Source organism: Nocardia cerradoensis NBRC 101014, assembly GCF_000308535.1.
Lineage (GTDB): Bacteria > Actinomycetota > Actinomycetes > Mycobacteriales > Mycobacteriaceae > Nocardia > Nocardia cerradoensis.
This window is the reverse complement of sequence record NZ_BAFW01000102.1, coordinates 1-15,869: the sequence shown is the minus strand read 5'-3', so window position 1 is coordinate 15,869 and position 15,869 is coordinate 1. Positions and strand designations below refer to the sequence as shown.

The following is a 15,869-nucleotide window of genomic DNA, read 5'->3' as shown; positions in this document are numbered from 1 at the left end:
GCCCAGCCGCGTCGCGGCTTTCTTTTGAGTGGGTGTGTTTGGGGTTGATCGAGCACGCGCCAATAGGGAATACATGTTTAGATGCGCATATCTGCGTAACAGTATTGAATACCGTCCGTCCGTGTCCGATGCAGCTTCCGATCGCGCGAAGCACACTCGAATCCCTCAGTTCGGCAACAGGCATGGCTGGCATCTTCTCTCAAGCGGGCCGCTACGCCACTCCCCCGCGTGGACGCCGGGTACAGAATTTTGCGTCCCGGCTGGTTGATGGCGCGACTCCCCTGCCGGCGGCCGGCACCGAGCCATGCCGTCACTAAATTGTTAGATGCGCATATGTGCGTATCGGTATCTTCAACTGCCGGACCACCGCTCGCGATCGGAAGGTCATGGGAGGCAAAGACGTTCACCCTAGGCACTCCGTGGCCGACGACGAAAATCCGCGCACGGGGCCGCCGATCGCCTTAGTCTGGATTACGTGATGTACCGGCTGCTGGCAGATGTCACCGCGGGTGTGCATTTCCTGTTCATCGCCTACCTCGTCGTCGGCGGATTCGTCGCGTGGCGGTGGCGGTGGACGATCTGGACCCATATCGCCGCAGTGGCCTGGGGTTTCAGCACGGTCCTCGTCGGCGTCGACTGTCCCCTGACCTATCTGGAGACGTGGGCCAGGGAACGCGGGGGCGAGGCCGGCCTACCGTCGACCGGCTTCATCGCCCACTACATCACCGGGGTTCTGTATCCGAGCAGCGCCTTGGACCTGGTGCGTGTCCTGGTCGTGGCGCTGGTGATGGTGTCGTGGATCGGCTTCGTCCGGCTGGGCAGGCGCCGGCGGTACCGATCGCCTCACGCGGTCGCCGAATAGCGTCCCCACCCGGGCTATTCCCGGCTCATCGCCCGTACCGCGCGGACGACGTCGTCACCGGTCAGCTGATCACTGGCGGGGGCGATCAGCCACTGCAACGCAATACCTTGGAACAGCGCGAAATACAGTTTGGCGACCGCGCGGGCATCGCCTGCCGAGAGTTCTGGATGCACCTCACGCAGCGGCTCGACGAGCCCCGCGTAGACCTCTTCGGTGGCGTGGGAGAAGTACTCCTGAGATTCCGGTGAGCGCGCCACCCGCACCCCGTTCTCGAAGCTGAGAATCAACTCGTCCGGGTGGTTCTGGATGACGTCCATCATGCCGTTCCAGGTGGCCTCCAGCGATTGCGCCAGGGTGCGCCCCTCCCCCGCGTCGCGGATGGCGTCTTCCATCCCGCGACCGATCTCGTCACCGGTCACCTCCGCGATGGCCTCGGCGACCAACCGATCCTTCGTGCCGAAGTGATAGCCGATGGCAGCCAGGCTGACCCCGGCCGCACCGGCGATGTCGCGTGCGGTCACCTTGGCGAGACCCCGCTCCAGAATCGCCTTCCTCGCCCCCGCCAACAGATCCTCTCGATTACCCATAAGCCCAGGTTACAACGACTCAGACATTTGTACTAGACAAACGTGCCAGCGATGTGGCACATTTGTCTAAGACGTTCGGACCAACCGATAGGAACCGCCACCATGAACACCGTCTCCCGCCCCCTGCACATCCTGGTCTCCGGCGGCGGCATCGCCGGCAATGCCGTTGCGCTGCAACTGCTTCGAGCCGGCGCCGCGGTCACCGTCGTCGAGCGCGCCACCGCTCCCCGCCCGGGCGGACAGGCGGTCGATCTGCGGGGCCCCAGCCGGGAAGTGGCCGAGCGCATGGGCCTGATGCCGGGCATCGCCGAGTACCAGCTCGAAGAACTCGGCATCTCCTACATCGACCACAAGGGCCGCAACTACGCGAACATGTCGATGGAACACTTCGAGGGCAAGGGCCCGGTGGCCGAAATCGAGATCACCCGGGGCGACCTGAACCAGATCCTGCTCGACGCGGTCGCCGCGGCCGGCGGCGAGCTGGACTACCGCTACGGCGACTGGATCGAATCGCTGACCCAGGACGACACCGGCGTGGCGGTGGAGTTCGCCTCGGGACGCAGTGGGCGCTTCGATCTCGTCGTCGGCGCCGACGGCGTGCACTCGGCGACCCGACGATTGGCCTTCGGCCCGGAGGAGCAGTTCAGCACGTTCCTCGGTGGCTACGCCTCGTTCTTCACCATGCGCACCCCGGAGGGGGTCACGCCCAGCTGGTTCGCGATGCAGCTGGTTCCGTCCGCAGCGGTCGGCTTGCGGCCCGACCGTGATCCCGCCACCGCCAAGGCGATTCTGACCCTGCTCGGCGAGCCCGACCCGGCGCTGCGCCGCGACACCGCCGCTCAGCAGCGGCTGATCCACGAGAAGATCGGCTCCCAGCCGCACTGGCACGCACCCGCGATCCTGGCGGCCATGACCGAGGCCGACGACTTCTACTTCGACGAACTCGCGCGCATCGACATGCCCACCCTGGCGGCCGGGCGCGTGACCCTGGTCGGCGACGCCGGATACTGCGGCTCCCCGATGACCGGCATGGGCACCGCCATGGCGCTCGTCGGCGCCTACATCCTCGCCGGTGAGCTCGCGGCAGATCCCGGCGATGTGGCGGCGGCGCTGCGTCGTTACGAGGAGAAGGTCACGCCGTTCCTCGACAAGGCGAAGGAACTTCCCGGCGGCGGCATCGAGATGATGCTGTCCCCCAGCGACTTCGGCACATCGCTGCGCCGGACCGCCAACCGGATCATGATGTCGAAGCCGATGCGGCCGGTGATGATGAAGCTGTTCTTCGGCAAGACCGACGAGTACGAACTTCCCACGTACGCGGCCTCCACCGCCGTGAGCGGCCGGTAGGCGCGGGTTACAGCTGGGCCGTCGTGCCCGGCGCCAATCCCTCGGCGAGCCGCAGTTTGGCCGCCACATCCGAGAGCAGCTCGATCGAGGAGGCGGACAGTCCGGCCGCGGTGGTGAGCAGCCGCCGCAACGCCGGATCGTCCAGCGCCGAGGACACCAGGTCGTCCCCGGGGGCCGGATCGCCCGGCCCCCCGTCGTTGAACCGGGTCGACTCCACCGCCAGCACCCTGGCCACGGTTTCGACCAGCGCTTGCGACGGGTTGTCCCGATTGCCCGAGCGCAGCTGCGACAGATAGGTCGCCGACACCGGATGCCCGGCCTGAGTCACGCGAAAAGCCAACGCGCGATTGGTCATCCGGGTACCGTGCACCTGCTCCCACTGCGAGATGACATTGTTGAAACGGTCCGCGAACCTCACCGGCGAAACACCCCCAGGCCGCTGCGAGAAACGCGCACGGACCACCACACGAGAAATGACATGTCGAAACTACCCTCGACCGCATCGTTTCGCGCGCCGACAGGCCGGACGGGGCGAGCCGTCGGAGGGCCGCTACTCTCGCAGCGTGCGGCAGACGATCATGGTGGACGTAGACACCGGAATCGACGATGCGCTGGCACTGCTGTATCTGCTGGCGGATCCGCAGCTGCAGATCGCCGGAATCGCCTCGACCGGAGGCAATGTGCCCACCGCGCAGGTCGCGGCGAACAACCTGGCCCTGCTGGACCTGTGCCGGGCGCCGGCCATCGAGGTGGCGCTCGGGGCGGCGCAGCCACTGGCGGTTCCGCTGCAGACCACCGAGGACACCCACGGCCCGCACGGGATCGGCTATGCCGAACTGCCGCCTTCGCCGCGCCCGCTCTCGGATCGTTCGGCGGCACAGCTGTGGGTCGACACCGTCCGTGCGCATCCCGGCGCGGTCCTGGGTCTGTGCACCGGGCCGTTGACGAATCTCGCCTTGGCGCTGGAACTGGAACCTCAACTGCCGCAGCTACTTCGGCGGCTGGTGATCATGGGTGGCGCGTTCCGGCATCCCGGTAACACCACCCCCACCAACGAGTGGAATGTGCATGTCGACCCGGAGGCCGCCAAAGTGGTCTTCGACGCGTTCTCCTCCGCGCCGCCGGATCGGCGACCGATCGTCTGCGCACTCGACATCACCGAATCGATCGAGATGTTCCCGGAACATCTGCGACGGATCGCCGAACGGGCACACTGCGCCGGCGCCGCGATGCCGGCGCCCGGCGATCCGCCCGGCCTCCGGTCCGAGGCCACCAATCCGATCGTGCGGTTCCTGATCGACGCGGTCCGGTTCTACTTCGAGTTCCATCAGCACTACGACCAGGGGTACCTGGCGCATATGCACGATCCGTTCGCCGCGGCGGTCGCGCTCGAACCGACCCTGGCGGTGCTGCGCCCGGCCACCGTGGACGTCGAACTGGCCGGCACGCTCACCCGCGGCAGCACGGTCGCCGATTGGGCGGGAATGTGGGGCCGCATGCCCAATGCCGACATCGCGGTCGGCACCGATCCGGCCGCCTTCTTCGACCGGATGATCGCGCGGATCGGTGATTTCGCGGCGACGCTGTATCCGCCGGTGGCACAGGAGGTTCGGTGACGGTCGACGACGGGGACCGGGAGGCGGTCGCGCGATTCCGGAGCCGGGCGGAGCTGCCCGGAATCATCGACGTGCACACCCATTTCATGCCGGACCGGGTGCTGCGCAAGGTGTGGGCGTATTTCGATTCCGCGGGCCCGCTGATCGGGCGGCCGTGGCCGATCGCCTATCGCGACGACGAGCAGCAGCGCCTGGATACGCTGCGCGGTTTCGGGGTACGGGCGTTCACCTCGCTGGTGTATCCACACAAGCCCGATATGGCGGCGTGGCTGAACGAATGGGCGGCCGACTTCGCGGCGCGCACGCCGGACTGCTTGCATACCGCCACGTTCTATCCCGAGCACGGCGCCGGAAGCTATGTGAGCGCGGCGGTCGAATCCGGAGCGCGCATCTTCAAATCGCATATCCAGGTCGGTGACTACCATCCGGGCGATCCGTTGCTGACCGAGGTGTGGGGGCTGCTGTCAGAGGCCGGGATTCCGGTGCTGATCCACTGCGGTTCGGGCCCGGCGCCGGGGACCTTCACCGGGCCGGAGCCGATCGCGGCACTGCTGCAGCGGTTTCCGCGACTGACCCTGATCGTCGCCCACATGGGCGTGCCGGAATACTCGCCGTTCCTCGACCTCGCCGAGCGCTACGACAACGTGCACCTCGACACGACGATGTCGTTCACCGATTTCATCGAGGAACGAAACCCGTTCCCGCGCACCGAGTACGCACGCCTGGCCGACCTGGGCGAGCGCATTCTGTTCGGCAGCGACTTCCCGAACATCCCGTACTCCTACGTTCACGCGCTGGAAGCGCTCGAACGACTCGATCTGGGTGCGGACTGGTTGCGTGCGGTCTGCTACGGCAATGCGGCGCGACTGTTCCGGATGAGCTGAGCTGTCCGGGGACGAATCCTCGTCGCCCGGACAGCCGCTATTTCTCGTCGAAGGCGCGCAGCAGTTCCTCGGCCGCCAGGGCCGGGGTCAGCGAGCCGTCGCGGATCTGTTTTTCCACCTGCGCGCGAATCGCTTTCACGCCGGGACTGTCGGCCAGCCGGCGCAGCAGCTGATCGTGCACCATGGTCCAGGTCCAGTCGACCTGCTGGCGGCGGCGCTTCTCCGCGAACTCCCCTGCCTCGGTGAGCACCCGCCGGTGTTCGAGGACCGTATCCCAGAAGGTGTCCAGGCCGGTCCCGTTCAGCCCGCTCATGGTGAGAACCGGTGGGCGCCACAGGGATTCGCGCGGATGGATCAGCCGCATCGCGCCCTGTAGCTCGCGCGCGGCCGCCCGGGCCTCCACTTCGTGGCGGCCGTCGGCCTTGTTCACCGCGACAAGGTCGGCCAGCTCCAGCACGCCCTTCTTGATGCCCTGCAGCTGATCTCCGGTGCGGGCCAGGGTGAGGAAGCAGAACACGTCGACCATATTGGCGACGGTCACCTCGGACTGGCCGACGCCCACCGTCTCGACCAGGATCACGTCGTAACCGGCGGCCTCGAGCAGCACGATGGTTTCCCGGGTCGCCTTGGCGACACCGCCCAGAGTGCCCGCGGTCGGCGACGGGCGAATGAACGCCTCACGCTCGACCGACAGCCGCGCCATGCGGGTCTTGTCGCCGAGAATCGAGCCACCGGTGCGGGTCGAGGACGGGTCCACCGCCAGCACCGCGACCCGATGCCCCTGACCGATCAGATACATGCCGAGCGCGTCGATGAATGTCGACTTGCCCACGCCCGGAACGCCGGTGATGCCGACGCGGTTGGACGCGGCGGCGCCGGCTTCGGCCGTCAGCTCCAGCAGCAGGCGCTGCGCCGCCTCGCGGTGATCGGCGCGGGTGGATTCGACCAGGGTGATGGCGCGGGCGAGCGCGGCGCGCTGATTGTCGCGGATCGCACCCGCCAGCTCCGCCACATCGATGGTCCGGCGTCGTCCGCCGCCCTGCGACTGCGGTCCGTCCACGCGCAGCGCCGGGGGCAGGCCGCGGGCAGTGGACAGGGCCTGGGTTCCGGGCAACTCCGCGTTGGCGGGCAGCCCGGCCCCGGCGGGCGCATCGCCCGCCGGGCTCCGGTCGGCGTCGCTCATTCCGCCTCGGCTTGTCCGCCGATCTCGTGGCCGAGTTCGGCCGCCAGCTTCTGCAGCAGCCCGATCGCGGCGTCGGCGATCACGGTGCCCGGCGGGAAGATCGCCGCGGCGCCGGCGGCATACAACTCGTCGAAGTCACCGGGCGGGATCACACCGCCGACGATGACCATGATGTCGGGGCGTCCGACATCGGCCAGTGCCTGCCGCAGAGCGGGCACCAGCGTGAGGTGACCGGCCGCCAGCGAGGAGACACCGACGATGTGCACATCGTTGTCGGCCGCCTGCTGGGCCACCTCTTCCGGGGTCTGGAACAGCGGGCCCACATCGACGTCCATGCCGAGATCGGCGAAGGCGGTCGCGATCACCTTCTGGCCGCGGTCGTGGCCGTCCTGGCCCATCTTGGCGACGAGGATGCGGGGGCGGCGCCCCTCCGCCTCGGCGAATTCCTCGACCAGCTCGATGGCCCTGCTGATATTGGTCACCTTGCCGGCCTCCTCTCGGTAGACGCCCGACAGTGTGCGGATCTCGGCCTGGTGGCGACCGTACACCTTCTCCAGCGCGTCGGAGATCTCGCCGACGGTGGCCTTGGCGCGGGCGGCGTCGATGGCCAGGGCGAGCAGGTTGTTGGCCATCCCGCCTTCGGAAGATGCTGCGGCCCTGGTCAATTCGGCCAGCGCCCGCTCGACCTCGGCGCTGTCGCGCTCGGCGCGCAGGCGGCGCAGCTTCTCGTTCTGCTCGGCGCGCACGCGCGAGTTCTCGACCTTGAGGACCTCGATCTCCTGGTCCTCGGTCACCTGGTACTTGTTGACGCCGATCACCGGCTGCGCGCCGGTGTCGATGCGTGCCTGGGTGCGGGCCGCGGCCTCCTCGATGCGCAGTTTCGGGATGCCCTCCGAAATCGCCTGCGCCATACCGCCGTGCGCCTCGACCTCGGCGATGTGGGCCCGCGCCCGCTCGGCCAGCTGGTGGGTCAGCCACTCCACGTAGTAGGAGCCGCCCCACGGGTCGATCGGGCGCGTGGTGCCCGACTCCTGCTGCAGCAGCAGCTGGGTGTTACGGGCGATGCGTGCGGAGAAGTCGGTGGGCAGTGCCAGCGCCTCGTCGAGGGCGTTGGTGTGCAGCGACTGGGTGTGGCCCTGGGTCGCGGCCATCGCCTCGACACAGGTGCGCGCGACGTTGTTGAACACGTCCTGCGCGGTCAGCGACCAGCCCGAGGTCTGCGAGTGGGTGCGCAGCGACAGCGACTTCTGGCTCTTGGGTTCGAACTTCGACACCAGCTCGCTCCACAGCAGCCGGCCCGCGCGCAGCTTGGCGACCTCCATGAAGAAGTTCATGCCGATGGCCCAGAAGAACGACAGCCGCGGCGCGAACTGGTCGATCTCCATCCCCGCGTCCAGACCGGCGCGAATGTATTCGACACCGTCGGCCAGGGTGTAGGCCAGCTCCAAGTCGGCGGTGGCTCCGGCTTCCTGGATGTGGTAGCCGGAGATGGAGATCGAGTTGAACTTCGGCATCTTCGCGGAGGTGTAGGCGAAGATGTCGGAGATGATCCGCATCGAGGGCTTGGGCGGATAGATGTAGGTGTTGCGGACCATGAACTCCTTCAGAATGTCGTTCTGAATGGTTCCGGCCAGCTGTTCGGGCTTGACGCCCTGTTCTTCGGCGGCGACGACATACAGCGCCAGGATCGGCAGCACCGCGCCGTTCATGGTCATCGAGACCGACACCTGGTCCAGCGGAATCTGATCGAACAGTTCCCGCATGTCCAGGATCGAGTCGATGGCGACACCGGCCATACCGACGTCACCGGTCACGCGCGGATGATCGGAGTCGTAGCCGCGGTGGGTGGCCAGGTCGAAGGCGACCGACAGCCCCTTCTGGCCCGCGGCCAGGTTGCGCCGGTAGAAGGCGTTGGAATCGGCGGCGGTGGAGAACCCCGCGTACTGGCGGATGGTCCACGGCTGATTCACGTACATGGTCGGGTACGGGCCGCGCACGAACGGCGCCACACCGGGCACGCTGTCGAGCGGATAGCCTTCGGCGACAACGGCATCGCGGTCGGCCTTGGTGTACACCGGCGCGACGTCGATACCTTCGGGGGTGGCCCAGACCAGTTGTTCGGGCGCATAGCCGTTGGCGGCGGCCGATTCGGCGACGAACGCCTCGACGTCGCCGCCACCGCTTCGCCCGACGGCCGGTTCACCCAGCGGTACCTCGGCGAAGCTGCCGATCACGTGGTTCACATCTCGAGTAGTCATTACGCTCCCAGCTTCTCCAGCAGGCCGGACAGGGTCGCCACCGCGTCCATGCGGGCCGTGAGGAATCCGTCCGGCCGCTGTGTGCCGCTCACCTCGGCCACCGCCTTCTCCGGTCCGGCCAGCAGTACCGTCGTCACACCGGCGTCGCGCAGCTGCGCCACGGCGGGCGCGGCCTCGGTGCCGTAGCGGGCGTCGCTGCCGCACAGCACCGCCATCGTCGCTCCGGATTCGGTGGCGGCCGAGCCGATCGCGGACGTCTCCAGCGCTCCCGGGTTCACCGTCTCGATGCCGCCGGAGGCGAGCACGTTCGCGGCGAATGTCACGCGCACGTTGTGTTCGGCGACCGGGCCCAGCGGTACCAGCAGTGCGCGCGGCCGGCGGCCGTGGGCGGCGAGGTAGGCATCCGACCGGTTGCGCAGCGCCTCGAAGGCCGCGCCGTAGCGGGCCACCGCATTCGTCTCACGCGCGGCCTCGGACAGCGGCTCCTCGGCGAGGTTCGGGAATTCGTTGACACCGGTGACCGCGGTCCGGCGGTGGGCGATATCGGATTCGCGGCGGGCCCGGGTGTCGGCGATACGCTCGGCCAGCAGACCGGACTCCAGCGCGGCGAGATATCCGCCGGCGCGTTCGAGTTCCTGCATGAACGCCCACGCCGCACCGGCCACATCCGCGGTGAGGCTTTCCACGTGCCAGGAACCCGCGCCCGGGTCCTGCACATGTCCGAGATGTGACTCCTCGAGCAGCAGCAGCTGGGTGTTGCGTGCCATGCGTTCCGAGAACGCTTGCGACACACCGAGTTCCCCGGCCGGCAGGGCGGCGTCGAACGGCAGCACGGTGACCAGGTCCGCGCCGCCCACGCCGGCGCCGAACGCGGCCAGGGTGGTGCGCAGCATGTTCACCCACGGGTCGCGCTGGCTCAGCATCGCCTCCGAGGTGACGGCGTGTTGCGGGGCGTTGCCGAAGTCCGGCGCGCCGGCCTCGTGCGCCACCCGGGCCCACAGCCGCCGGGCGGCACGGAATTTCGCGATCGTCTCGAACTGATCGTCGGTCGCCGCCAGCTGGAAACTCACCTGATCCAGCGCGTCGGCGATATCGAGGCCGGCGTCGGTGAGCGCGCGCAGGTAGTCCAGGCCCGCGGCGACGGCCGCGCCGATCTCCTGGGCGTCGGACGCGCCGGCGTTGTGGAAGACAGTGCCGGACACGGTGATCGCACGGACGGTCTCGGTACGGCCGGCGGCGGTGCGGGCCAGCTCGACCGCGGCGTCGAGGTCGATGTCGGCCACTCCGGCGAAGCGGCTGGTCAGCGGCGCCGCGCCGAGGAAGACGTGGATATCGGAGCGGTCGGCCACCTCGTAGCCGGCGAGCAGGGCCAGCACCTGCGCGGCGGCGGCCGGAGTGTCCGCACCCGCCCGCAGGCTCAGCGGAGCCAGCTCGAACAGCAGCCCGCGCAGCGCGTCCGCCAGTCCCGCCACCGGGACGCCGTTCTCGCCCACCCCGAGCCAGACCGAGCTGACGCCGTTCTCCAGGGCGGCGAGGATCTCCTCGTTGACGGCGGCCGGATCGGTTCCACCGATGCGGGCACTGACATGCCAGCCGCGGTGCACGTCCCGGGTGCCCTCGTTACCGCGCACGAACGGGAATCGTCCCGGCAGCGGTTGTTCGGGCAGTTCGTCGCGACGGGTGTACAGCGGCGCGACGGTCACTCCGTCGTAATTGGTGACCTCGAGCAGGCGCTCCGGCTCGTCACCGAGTTCGGAGGCCTCGACCTTGCGGGATTTGGCCAGTACCCCGGCCACACCCTTGCGCCATGCGGCGTATCCGGGCACGGTGTCCGCACCCGGATCTGAACCAATCGGCATCGCTGCTGTACCTCTTCCACTCGACTCCGATACTTCACTCGTACCGGATACCTACGCTGGGACCCAACTCTTCGCAGCGCCTTCGCAACCGCCTGTGTGACCCCTTCACACTGCGGCGGGCGTGCGATATCGGCAGGTCGACGACCAGTTCGGTTAACGATCATTCATCAACCTTCATTCGATGCTAGCCCGGTGTTCGCATACTCTTCGCACAGCCTCGCCATACCGACCGGTAACCTGTCGCGGTGCCGAGGACGACGGATGTGGCGTTGCGACTACTGCGCAATCGACGGGTCGTGATGCTGGCGATCCTCGCGACCGCCCTGGTCGCGGTCGCGCTGCTGGCCCCGCATCCGGCCCCGCAACAGATTCGGGACTGGGCCGATTCGGTCGGCCCGGTCTTTCCGATCCTGTTCTTCCTCGTCCACGCGCTCGTGACAGTGGCGCCGTTTCCGCGCACCGTGTTCACACTGAGCGCCGGACTGTTGTTCGGGCCGATTCTCGGCATCACCCTCGCGGTCGCCGCGACGACGGTCAGCGCCGTGCTGGCTCTGCTGCTGGTCCGGGCGCTGGACCGCGACCAGGTGGCCGCGCGGTTGACCCATCCGGCGGTGCGGGCGGTGGATCGGCGGCTGGCCCGGCGCGGCTGGCTGGCGGTCGGCTCGCTGCGACTCATCGCGCCGGTGCCGTTCTCGGTGATCAATTACTGCGCCGGACTGTCCTCGGTGCGGATGATGCCGTATCTGCTGGCCACCTTCGTGGGCATCATTCCCGGCACCATCGGCGTCGTCGTCCTCGGAGATGCGCTGACCGGCAAGACGAACCCGGGCCTGCTGGCGCTGTCGGGGGTCTGCATCACCATCGGCGTGATCGGGCTGATCGTCGACGCCCGCTGGGGCGCAGAGCAATTCGCGGCGGTCACCACCGAGGCGGCCGAGGAGCCGGCGCCGCACTGACGCGCGGTGCCGGCGCGAGGACCGCGGCCGCTCAGCGCGCGCGCAGTGCCAGACCGGCCGGAACCGCCGCGAAGGCTTCGCGCACTCTGTCGGTCAGCGCGTCCCGGCCGCCCCGGCCGTCGGCGCGGACCCATTCCCGGCCGGCCACACTCCACGCCGAGGTCACCAGTTCGGCCAGGACGTGCAGGCGCAGATCGTCCGCGGGCAGTTCCAGGCGGTCGGCGAGGATCGTGACCGCATCGGCCTTCACGCCGTGGCGGTGGTACTCGACGTACGCCAGGAGCGCCGGAGTGGTGCGGATGAGCCGGCGCGTCGCGACATACCGGCGATCCCACTCCGGTTCCAGGTCGGCGACGGCCGCGGTCAGCGTCTCTCGCATACCGTCCAGCACCACTCCGGTCAGCGGGCGATTCGCCAGCGCCGCGAGATATGCGGACCACAATTCGGCCTCCGCCTCGATCGCGGCCGCCTCCTTGGCCGGATAGGTGCGAAAGAAGGTGCTCCGCGATACCTCGGCCTCGTCCACGAGTTCGTCGAGTGTCGTCGCGTCGAATCCGCGTTCGGTGAACAGCCGCAGGGCGGCGTCGGCCAGCGCGCGGCGGGTACGCAGCCGTTTGCGCTCTCGCAGCGGCAGCGTGCGGTCGGATGGGGGATCGGACATGCCGCGATGCTATCCGAACCCGAGCCCGAGGCACGTAAGAAACTGCGATTCGAACGATACTTGCGCTCGTATGGAACTCAGTGTCAGAATTGCCGCACCATCCCGCAGTCAGGAGTCCGCCATGTCCCCCGTCACCCTCGATCCGTCGGTCATCGGCCAGGCCGAAAAGCATCACAACGCGCTTCTGCACCGAGTCCTCACCGGTACCGGCGTCGACGAGGCGCAGTGGATCACCCTCAGCCAGGCCGCGGCAGCCGGCGGCACCGTCGATCGGGAGCGGCATCTCGCCACGCTCGCCGCGAAGACGACCTGGGCGCCCACTGTTGTCGCGACCGCCGCGACGCGACTCACCGAACAGGGTCTGATGCGCGAGGCGCCGGGTGGTGAACTCGCGGTCACCGAGTCGGGCGCTCGCCTCGTCGCGGACATCCGCTCCCGTACGAGCGCGGTGCTCGGCCGCGTCTACGGTTCGGTCCCGGCGACCGACCTCGCGGTCGCGGGGCGCGTTCTCACCGTGATCACCGCCGGATTGTCCCGCGAATTGGAAAGCTGACGATGACCACACCCGCGGCGCGGGAAAGGAATTCCTGCGCCGCGTACATCGCCTCCGGTACCGGAACGAGATAAAGCTCATCCTCGCTCGGTAATGATGGGCGGCCGGGCGTATCGGCCGCCGTAACAGGGCGGGCTGAAAAGTGATCGGCTCTCGCTGCGCGCAATCATTGTCTCGCGTCCCCGTCCGGACCAGAGTGCCTGTATCACTTTCGGTCCCGGCAGGAGGATGTATGGCCGCCACCGATGAACCGCGTTCGGGCGCACGCGCCGTCGATCGTGCGATCGCGGTCCTGAACTGCTTCGACGGCGACGACCCCGAGCTGTCGGTCAGCGAACTGGCGCAGCAGACGGGCCTGCCCGTCAGCACCACACATCGGCTGCTGCAGGCGCTGGTCCGCGGGCGGCTGCTGGAACAGGACCATGCCAACGACCGCTATCGCATCGGGCACGGGCTCGCGTCGCTGGCACGTCCGGCACTGACGCGACTCGGCCTCGATTCGGCGGCGCCGCACCTCTACGCGCTGGCGGCGAATATCCGCATTTCGGTCAGTCTCAGCGTGCCCGACTCGCGCGACGCGCTGACCGTCTTCCAGGCGCGGCCGCCGGTCTCGTTCTGCCCCAATCAGATTCCGCGGCCACGGCGCCCGTTGCGATCCAGCGCGGCCGGGCACGCGCTGCTGGCGTTCTCTCCCGGCGACCGCCTGATCGAGACCTACGCCGGCCGCCACGAATCCGATCCGCCGGCGTCGGCCGATCTCGACCGGGTGCGCCGCGCCGGATTCGCGGTCGAGGTGATCGACAGCGACGACCCGATCCGTTCGATCGCGGTGCCGATCGTCGGCCGCGGCCGGCAGGTACGCGGTGCGCTCTGTGTGCAGGCCCGGTCCGCACGCCTCGACGCCGACCTGATGCGCTCGATCCTGCCCCCGATGCGCCATGTCGCGAACCGGATCGGCCCGCTGCTGCACGCCGAACCCGACGCCGCGGACACCGCCTCGTAAGCCGTTCGCGCGCCCCGCATTTCGGCTGCGGAATTATCCTCACGCTGATTTCCACACTGTGAAAACACCGTTGCTCACCAGCACGGACAGCCGCACCATGTGATCAACGCAGGTTGCTGTGATCCGCATCGCCGGTCCGAGCACTTTCCGAGAAGGCACCCGATGAACGTCTCCCGACTCTTGACGCGCCGCCGCACGGTCGATCTCATGCGCGTCCCGCACGGGATCTGTCGCGGCTGAGCCCGGGCGCCACTGCCGTCGCCGAAAGCCCTGCCAGGCAATTCGTCTCGCCGATCTACCGGTCGCCGCACCCGTTGTGCGCGTGGCCGCAGACGCATCCAGTGAAAGAACCGATCATGTCGTTCAGACGACCCCGGGTGGTGCGCGCCCTCGCCGCCGTCCTCGCCCTGCCCGTACTCGCCGCGCTCGCCGCGGGCTGCTCGAGTTCCGGCGCCGGTACCACCGCCGACGGTAAGACCATCCTTCGCTACCAGGGCCAGGCCGGCACGGTCACGCCCTACGAACTGGCCGCCGACCTCGGCTACTTCTCCAAGATCGACCTGAAGTGGGTGGGCGATACCACCAGCGGCCCGGCCAATATCCAGGCCGCCACCACCAAGCAGATCGAATTCGGCAGCGCGTTCAACGGCGCGGTCGTCAAGCTCATCGCCGGCGGCGCACCGGTCACCTCGGTGCTCAGCTCCTACGGCGCCGACGGGCAGAGCTTCACCGGCTACTACGTCCGCGACGATTCGGGCATCAAGACCGCCAAGGACCTGATCGGGAAGAAGGTCGGCGTCAACACTCTCGGCGCCCATCACGAATTCATCACCCGGCAGTGGTTGCACGATCAGGGTCTGACCGACGACGAGATCAAACAGGTGCAGCTCGTGGTGCTGCCGCCGGTCAATACCGAGGACGCGCTGCGCAAGGGGCAGATCGACGTGGCGGCCCTGGGAGGCCCGCTGCAGGACATCGCGCTCGCGCACGGCGCCATCCACCCGCTCTACACCGACAAGGGCCTGTTCGGCGAATTCGACTACGGCACCTATGTTTTCCGCAACGACTACATCGCCGATCATCAGGACGCGGTGGCCGACTTCGTCCAGGGCACGGCCCGCGCGACGCGGTGGCTGCAGATCACGCCGCACGATCAGGCGGTGGCACGGCTGGCCGACATCATCCACAAGCGCGGCCGCAACGAGAACACCAAACTGCTCGACTCCTACAAGTCGTCCGGCATTCCGGTGCCCGGCGCGGTGATCCAGGAGCGAGAGCTGCAGATCTGGATCGACTGGCTGGTCCGCAACGGTGAGCTGCCGGCCGGGAAGCTCGCGGCCAAGGATCTGTACACCAACAAGTTCAACCCCTACGCCAACGGCAAATATCCCGCCGAGAGCGGGCCGACCGGAGAGGTGGTGGCCGCCAAATGAGTGTCACGGCAATCAAACTCGCGCTCGACGGGGTGCGCAAGGAGTTTCCGTCGCGCGGCGCCGGAACTCCGTTCACCGCGCTGGAGAACATCACGGTGGACGTGCGCGACGGTGAATTCCTCGTGCTGGTCGGGCCCAGCGGTTCGGGTAAGTCGACCCTGCTGGACCTGCTGGGCGGGCTGACCCGGCCGACCCACGGCCAGATCCTGCTCGACGGCCGCCCGGTCACCGGTCCCGGACTCGACCGCGGGATCGTTTTCCAGCAGTACGCGCTGCTGCCGTGGCGCACCGCGCGCGGCAATATCGAATTCGGCTTGGAGGCCAAGCGCGTCCGCCGCCGCGAACGCCGCCGGATCGCCGAGGAATATCTCGAGCTGGTCGGCCTCACCGGCTTCGGCGACCGGTACCCGCACGAGTTGTCCGGCGGCATGAAACAGCGCGTGGCCATCGCGCGCAGCCTCGCCTTCGATCCCGAGGTGCTGCTGATGGACGAGCCGTTCGCCGCGCTCGACGCCCAGACCCGCGAATCGCTGCAGGACGAGCTGCTGCGCATCTGGCGCACCACCGGCAAGACCATCCTGTTCATCACCCACGACATCAACGAAGCCGTCTATCTGGGACAGCGGGTGGCCGTGCTCACCTCGCGGCCGGGACGGGTCAAGGCGGT

The 15,869-nt window shown here is 68.3% G+C and carries 15 protein-coding genes; 9 read left to right on the top strand and 6 right to left on the bottom strand.

Going from position 1 to position 15,869, the window contains the following annotated elements; translation table 11 throughout:
- Window positions 1-478 precede the first annotated feature (478 nt).
- On the top strand, window positions 479-862 hold the full coding sequence (locus tag ON23_RS11200) for a DUF2784 domain-containing protein (protein WP_086006890.1): 384 nt from the start codon (window positions 479-481) through the stop codon (window positions 860-862).
- 14 nt (window positions 863-876) lie between these two features.
- Here the strand turns inward: ON23_RS11200 and ON23_RS11195 are convergent, their stop codons facing one another.
- Window positions 877-1,449, bottom strand: coding sequence for a TetR/AcrR family transcriptional regulator (locus tag ON23_RS11195; protein WP_039778023.1), 573 nt, complete (start codon window positions 1,447-1,449; stop codon window positions 877-879).
- Window positions 1,450-1,551: 102 nt separating this feature from the next.
- Here ON23_RS11195 and ON23_RS11190 point away from each other — a divergent pair, with 102 nt between their 5' ends.
- Window positions 1,552-2,796: an FAD-dependent monooxygenase gene (locus ON23_RS11190; RefSeq protein WP_039778022.1), complete on the top strand. Its 1,245-nt coding sequence runs from the start codon at window positions 1,552-1,554 to the stop codon at window positions 2,794-2,796.
- A 7-nt stretch (window positions 2,797-2,803) separates the two neighbouring features.
- Here the strand turns inward: ON23_RS11190 and ON23_RS11185 are convergent, their stop codons facing one another.
- A complete protein-coding gene (locus ON23_RS11185) occupies window positions 2,804-3,214 on the bottom strand; it encodes a hypothetical protein (protein ID WP_039778021.1) in 411 nt (136 codons plus the stop codon).
- Between the two features lie 160 nt (window positions 3,215-3,374).
- On the opposite strand from ON23_RS11185, the gene ON23_RS11180 reads away from it, so the two are divergent.
- A complete protein-coding gene (locus ON23_RS11180) occupies window positions 3,375-4,412 on the top strand; it encodes a nucleoside hydrolase (RefSeq protein ID WP_039778042.1) in 1,038 nt (345 codons plus the stop codon).
- Window positions 4,409-5,296: an amidohydrolase family protein gene (locus tag ON23_RS11175; RefSeq protein ID WP_039778020.1), complete on the top strand. Its 888-nt coding sequence runs from the start codon at window positions 4,409-4,411 to the stop codon at window positions 5,294-5,296. Before ON23_RS11180 ends, ON23_RS11175 begins: the two co-directional genes overlap by 4 nt.
- A 37-nt stretch (window positions 5,297-5,333) precedes the next feature.
- On the opposite strand, the gene meaB is transcribed toward ON23_RS11175, so the two are convergent.
- From meaB to ON23_RS11160, 3 genes are read right to left on the bottom strand one after another with little or no spacing between them, the layout of a single operon-like run.
- On the bottom strand, window positions 5,334-6,479 hold the full coding sequence (gene meaB / locus ON23_RS11170) for a methylmalonyl Co-A mutase-associated GTPase MeaB (RefSeq protein WP_083903843.1): 1,146 nt from the start codon (window positions 6,477-6,479) through the stop codon (window positions 5,334-5,336).
- Window positions 6,476-8,737, bottom strand: a complete 2,262-nt coding sequence (scpA, locus tag ON23_RS11165) for a methylmalonyl-CoA mutase (protein ID WP_039778019.1) — start codon at window positions 8,735-8,737, stop codon at window positions 6,476-6,478. Before scpA ends, meaB begins: the two co-directional genes overlap by 4 nt.
- Window positions 8,737-10,596, bottom strand: coding sequence for a methylmalonyl-CoA mutase family protein (locus tag ON23_RS11160; protein ID WP_083903842.1), 1,860 nt, complete (start codon window positions 10,594-10,596; stop codon window positions 8,737-8,739). Before ON23_RS11160 ends, scpA begins: the two co-directional genes overlap by 1 nt.
- Window positions 10,597-10,895: 299 nt before the next feature.
- Here ON23_RS11160 and ON23_RS11155 point away from each other — a divergent pair, with 299 nt between their 5' ends.
- Window positions 10,896-11,552, top strand: coding sequence for a TVP38/TMEM64 family protein (locus ON23_RS11155; protein WP_051042401.1), 657 nt, complete (start codon window positions 10,896-10,898; stop codon window positions 11,550-11,552).
- Window positions 11,553-11,583: 31 nt separating this feature from the next.
- On the opposite strand, the gene ON23_RS11150 is transcribed toward ON23_RS11155, so the two are convergent.
- Window positions 11,584-12,213 carry a TetR family transcriptional regulator gene (locus tag ON23_RS11150; protein ID WP_039778018.1) on the bottom strand — a complete coding sequence of 210 codons (630 nt, stop codon included), beginning with the start codon at window positions 12,211-12,213 and terminating at the stop codon, window positions 11,584-11,586.
- Window positions 12,214-12,334: 121 nt separating this feature from the next.
- Here ON23_RS11150 and ON23_RS35880 point away from each other — a divergent pair, with 121 nt between their 5' ends.
- The 4 genes from ON23_RS35880 to ON23_RS11130 form a co-directional block, all read left to right on the top strand.
- Window positions 12,335-12,766 carry a winged helix DNA-binding protein gene (locus ON23_RS35880; RefSeq protein WP_157170205.1) on the top strand — a complete coding sequence of 144 codons (432 nt, stop codon included), beginning with the start codon at window positions 12,335-12,337 and terminating at the stop codon, window positions 12,764-12,766.
- A gap of 232 nt (window positions 12,767-12,998) precedes the next feature.
- Window positions 12,999-13,769 carry an IclR family transcriptional regulator gene (locus ON23_RS11140; protein ID WP_039778017.1) on the top strand — a complete coding sequence of 257 codons (771 nt, stop codon included), beginning with the start codon at window positions 12,999-13,001 and terminating at the stop codon, window positions 13,767-13,769.
- Window positions 13,770-14,125: 356 nt separating this feature from the next.
- Window positions 14,126-15,202 carry an ABC transporter substrate-binding protein gene (locus ON23_RS11135; protein ID WP_039778016.1) on the top strand — a complete coding sequence of 359 codons (1,077 nt, stop codon included), beginning with the start codon at window positions 14,126-14,128 and terminating at the stop codon, window positions 15,200-15,202.
- Window positions 15,199-15,869, top strand: a 671-nt coding sequence (locus ON23_RS11130) for an ABC transporter ATP-binding protein (protein ID WP_039778015.1), incomplete at its 3' end; no start/stop codon positions are given. The genes ON23_RS11135 and ON23_RS11130, both read left to right, overlap by 4 nt.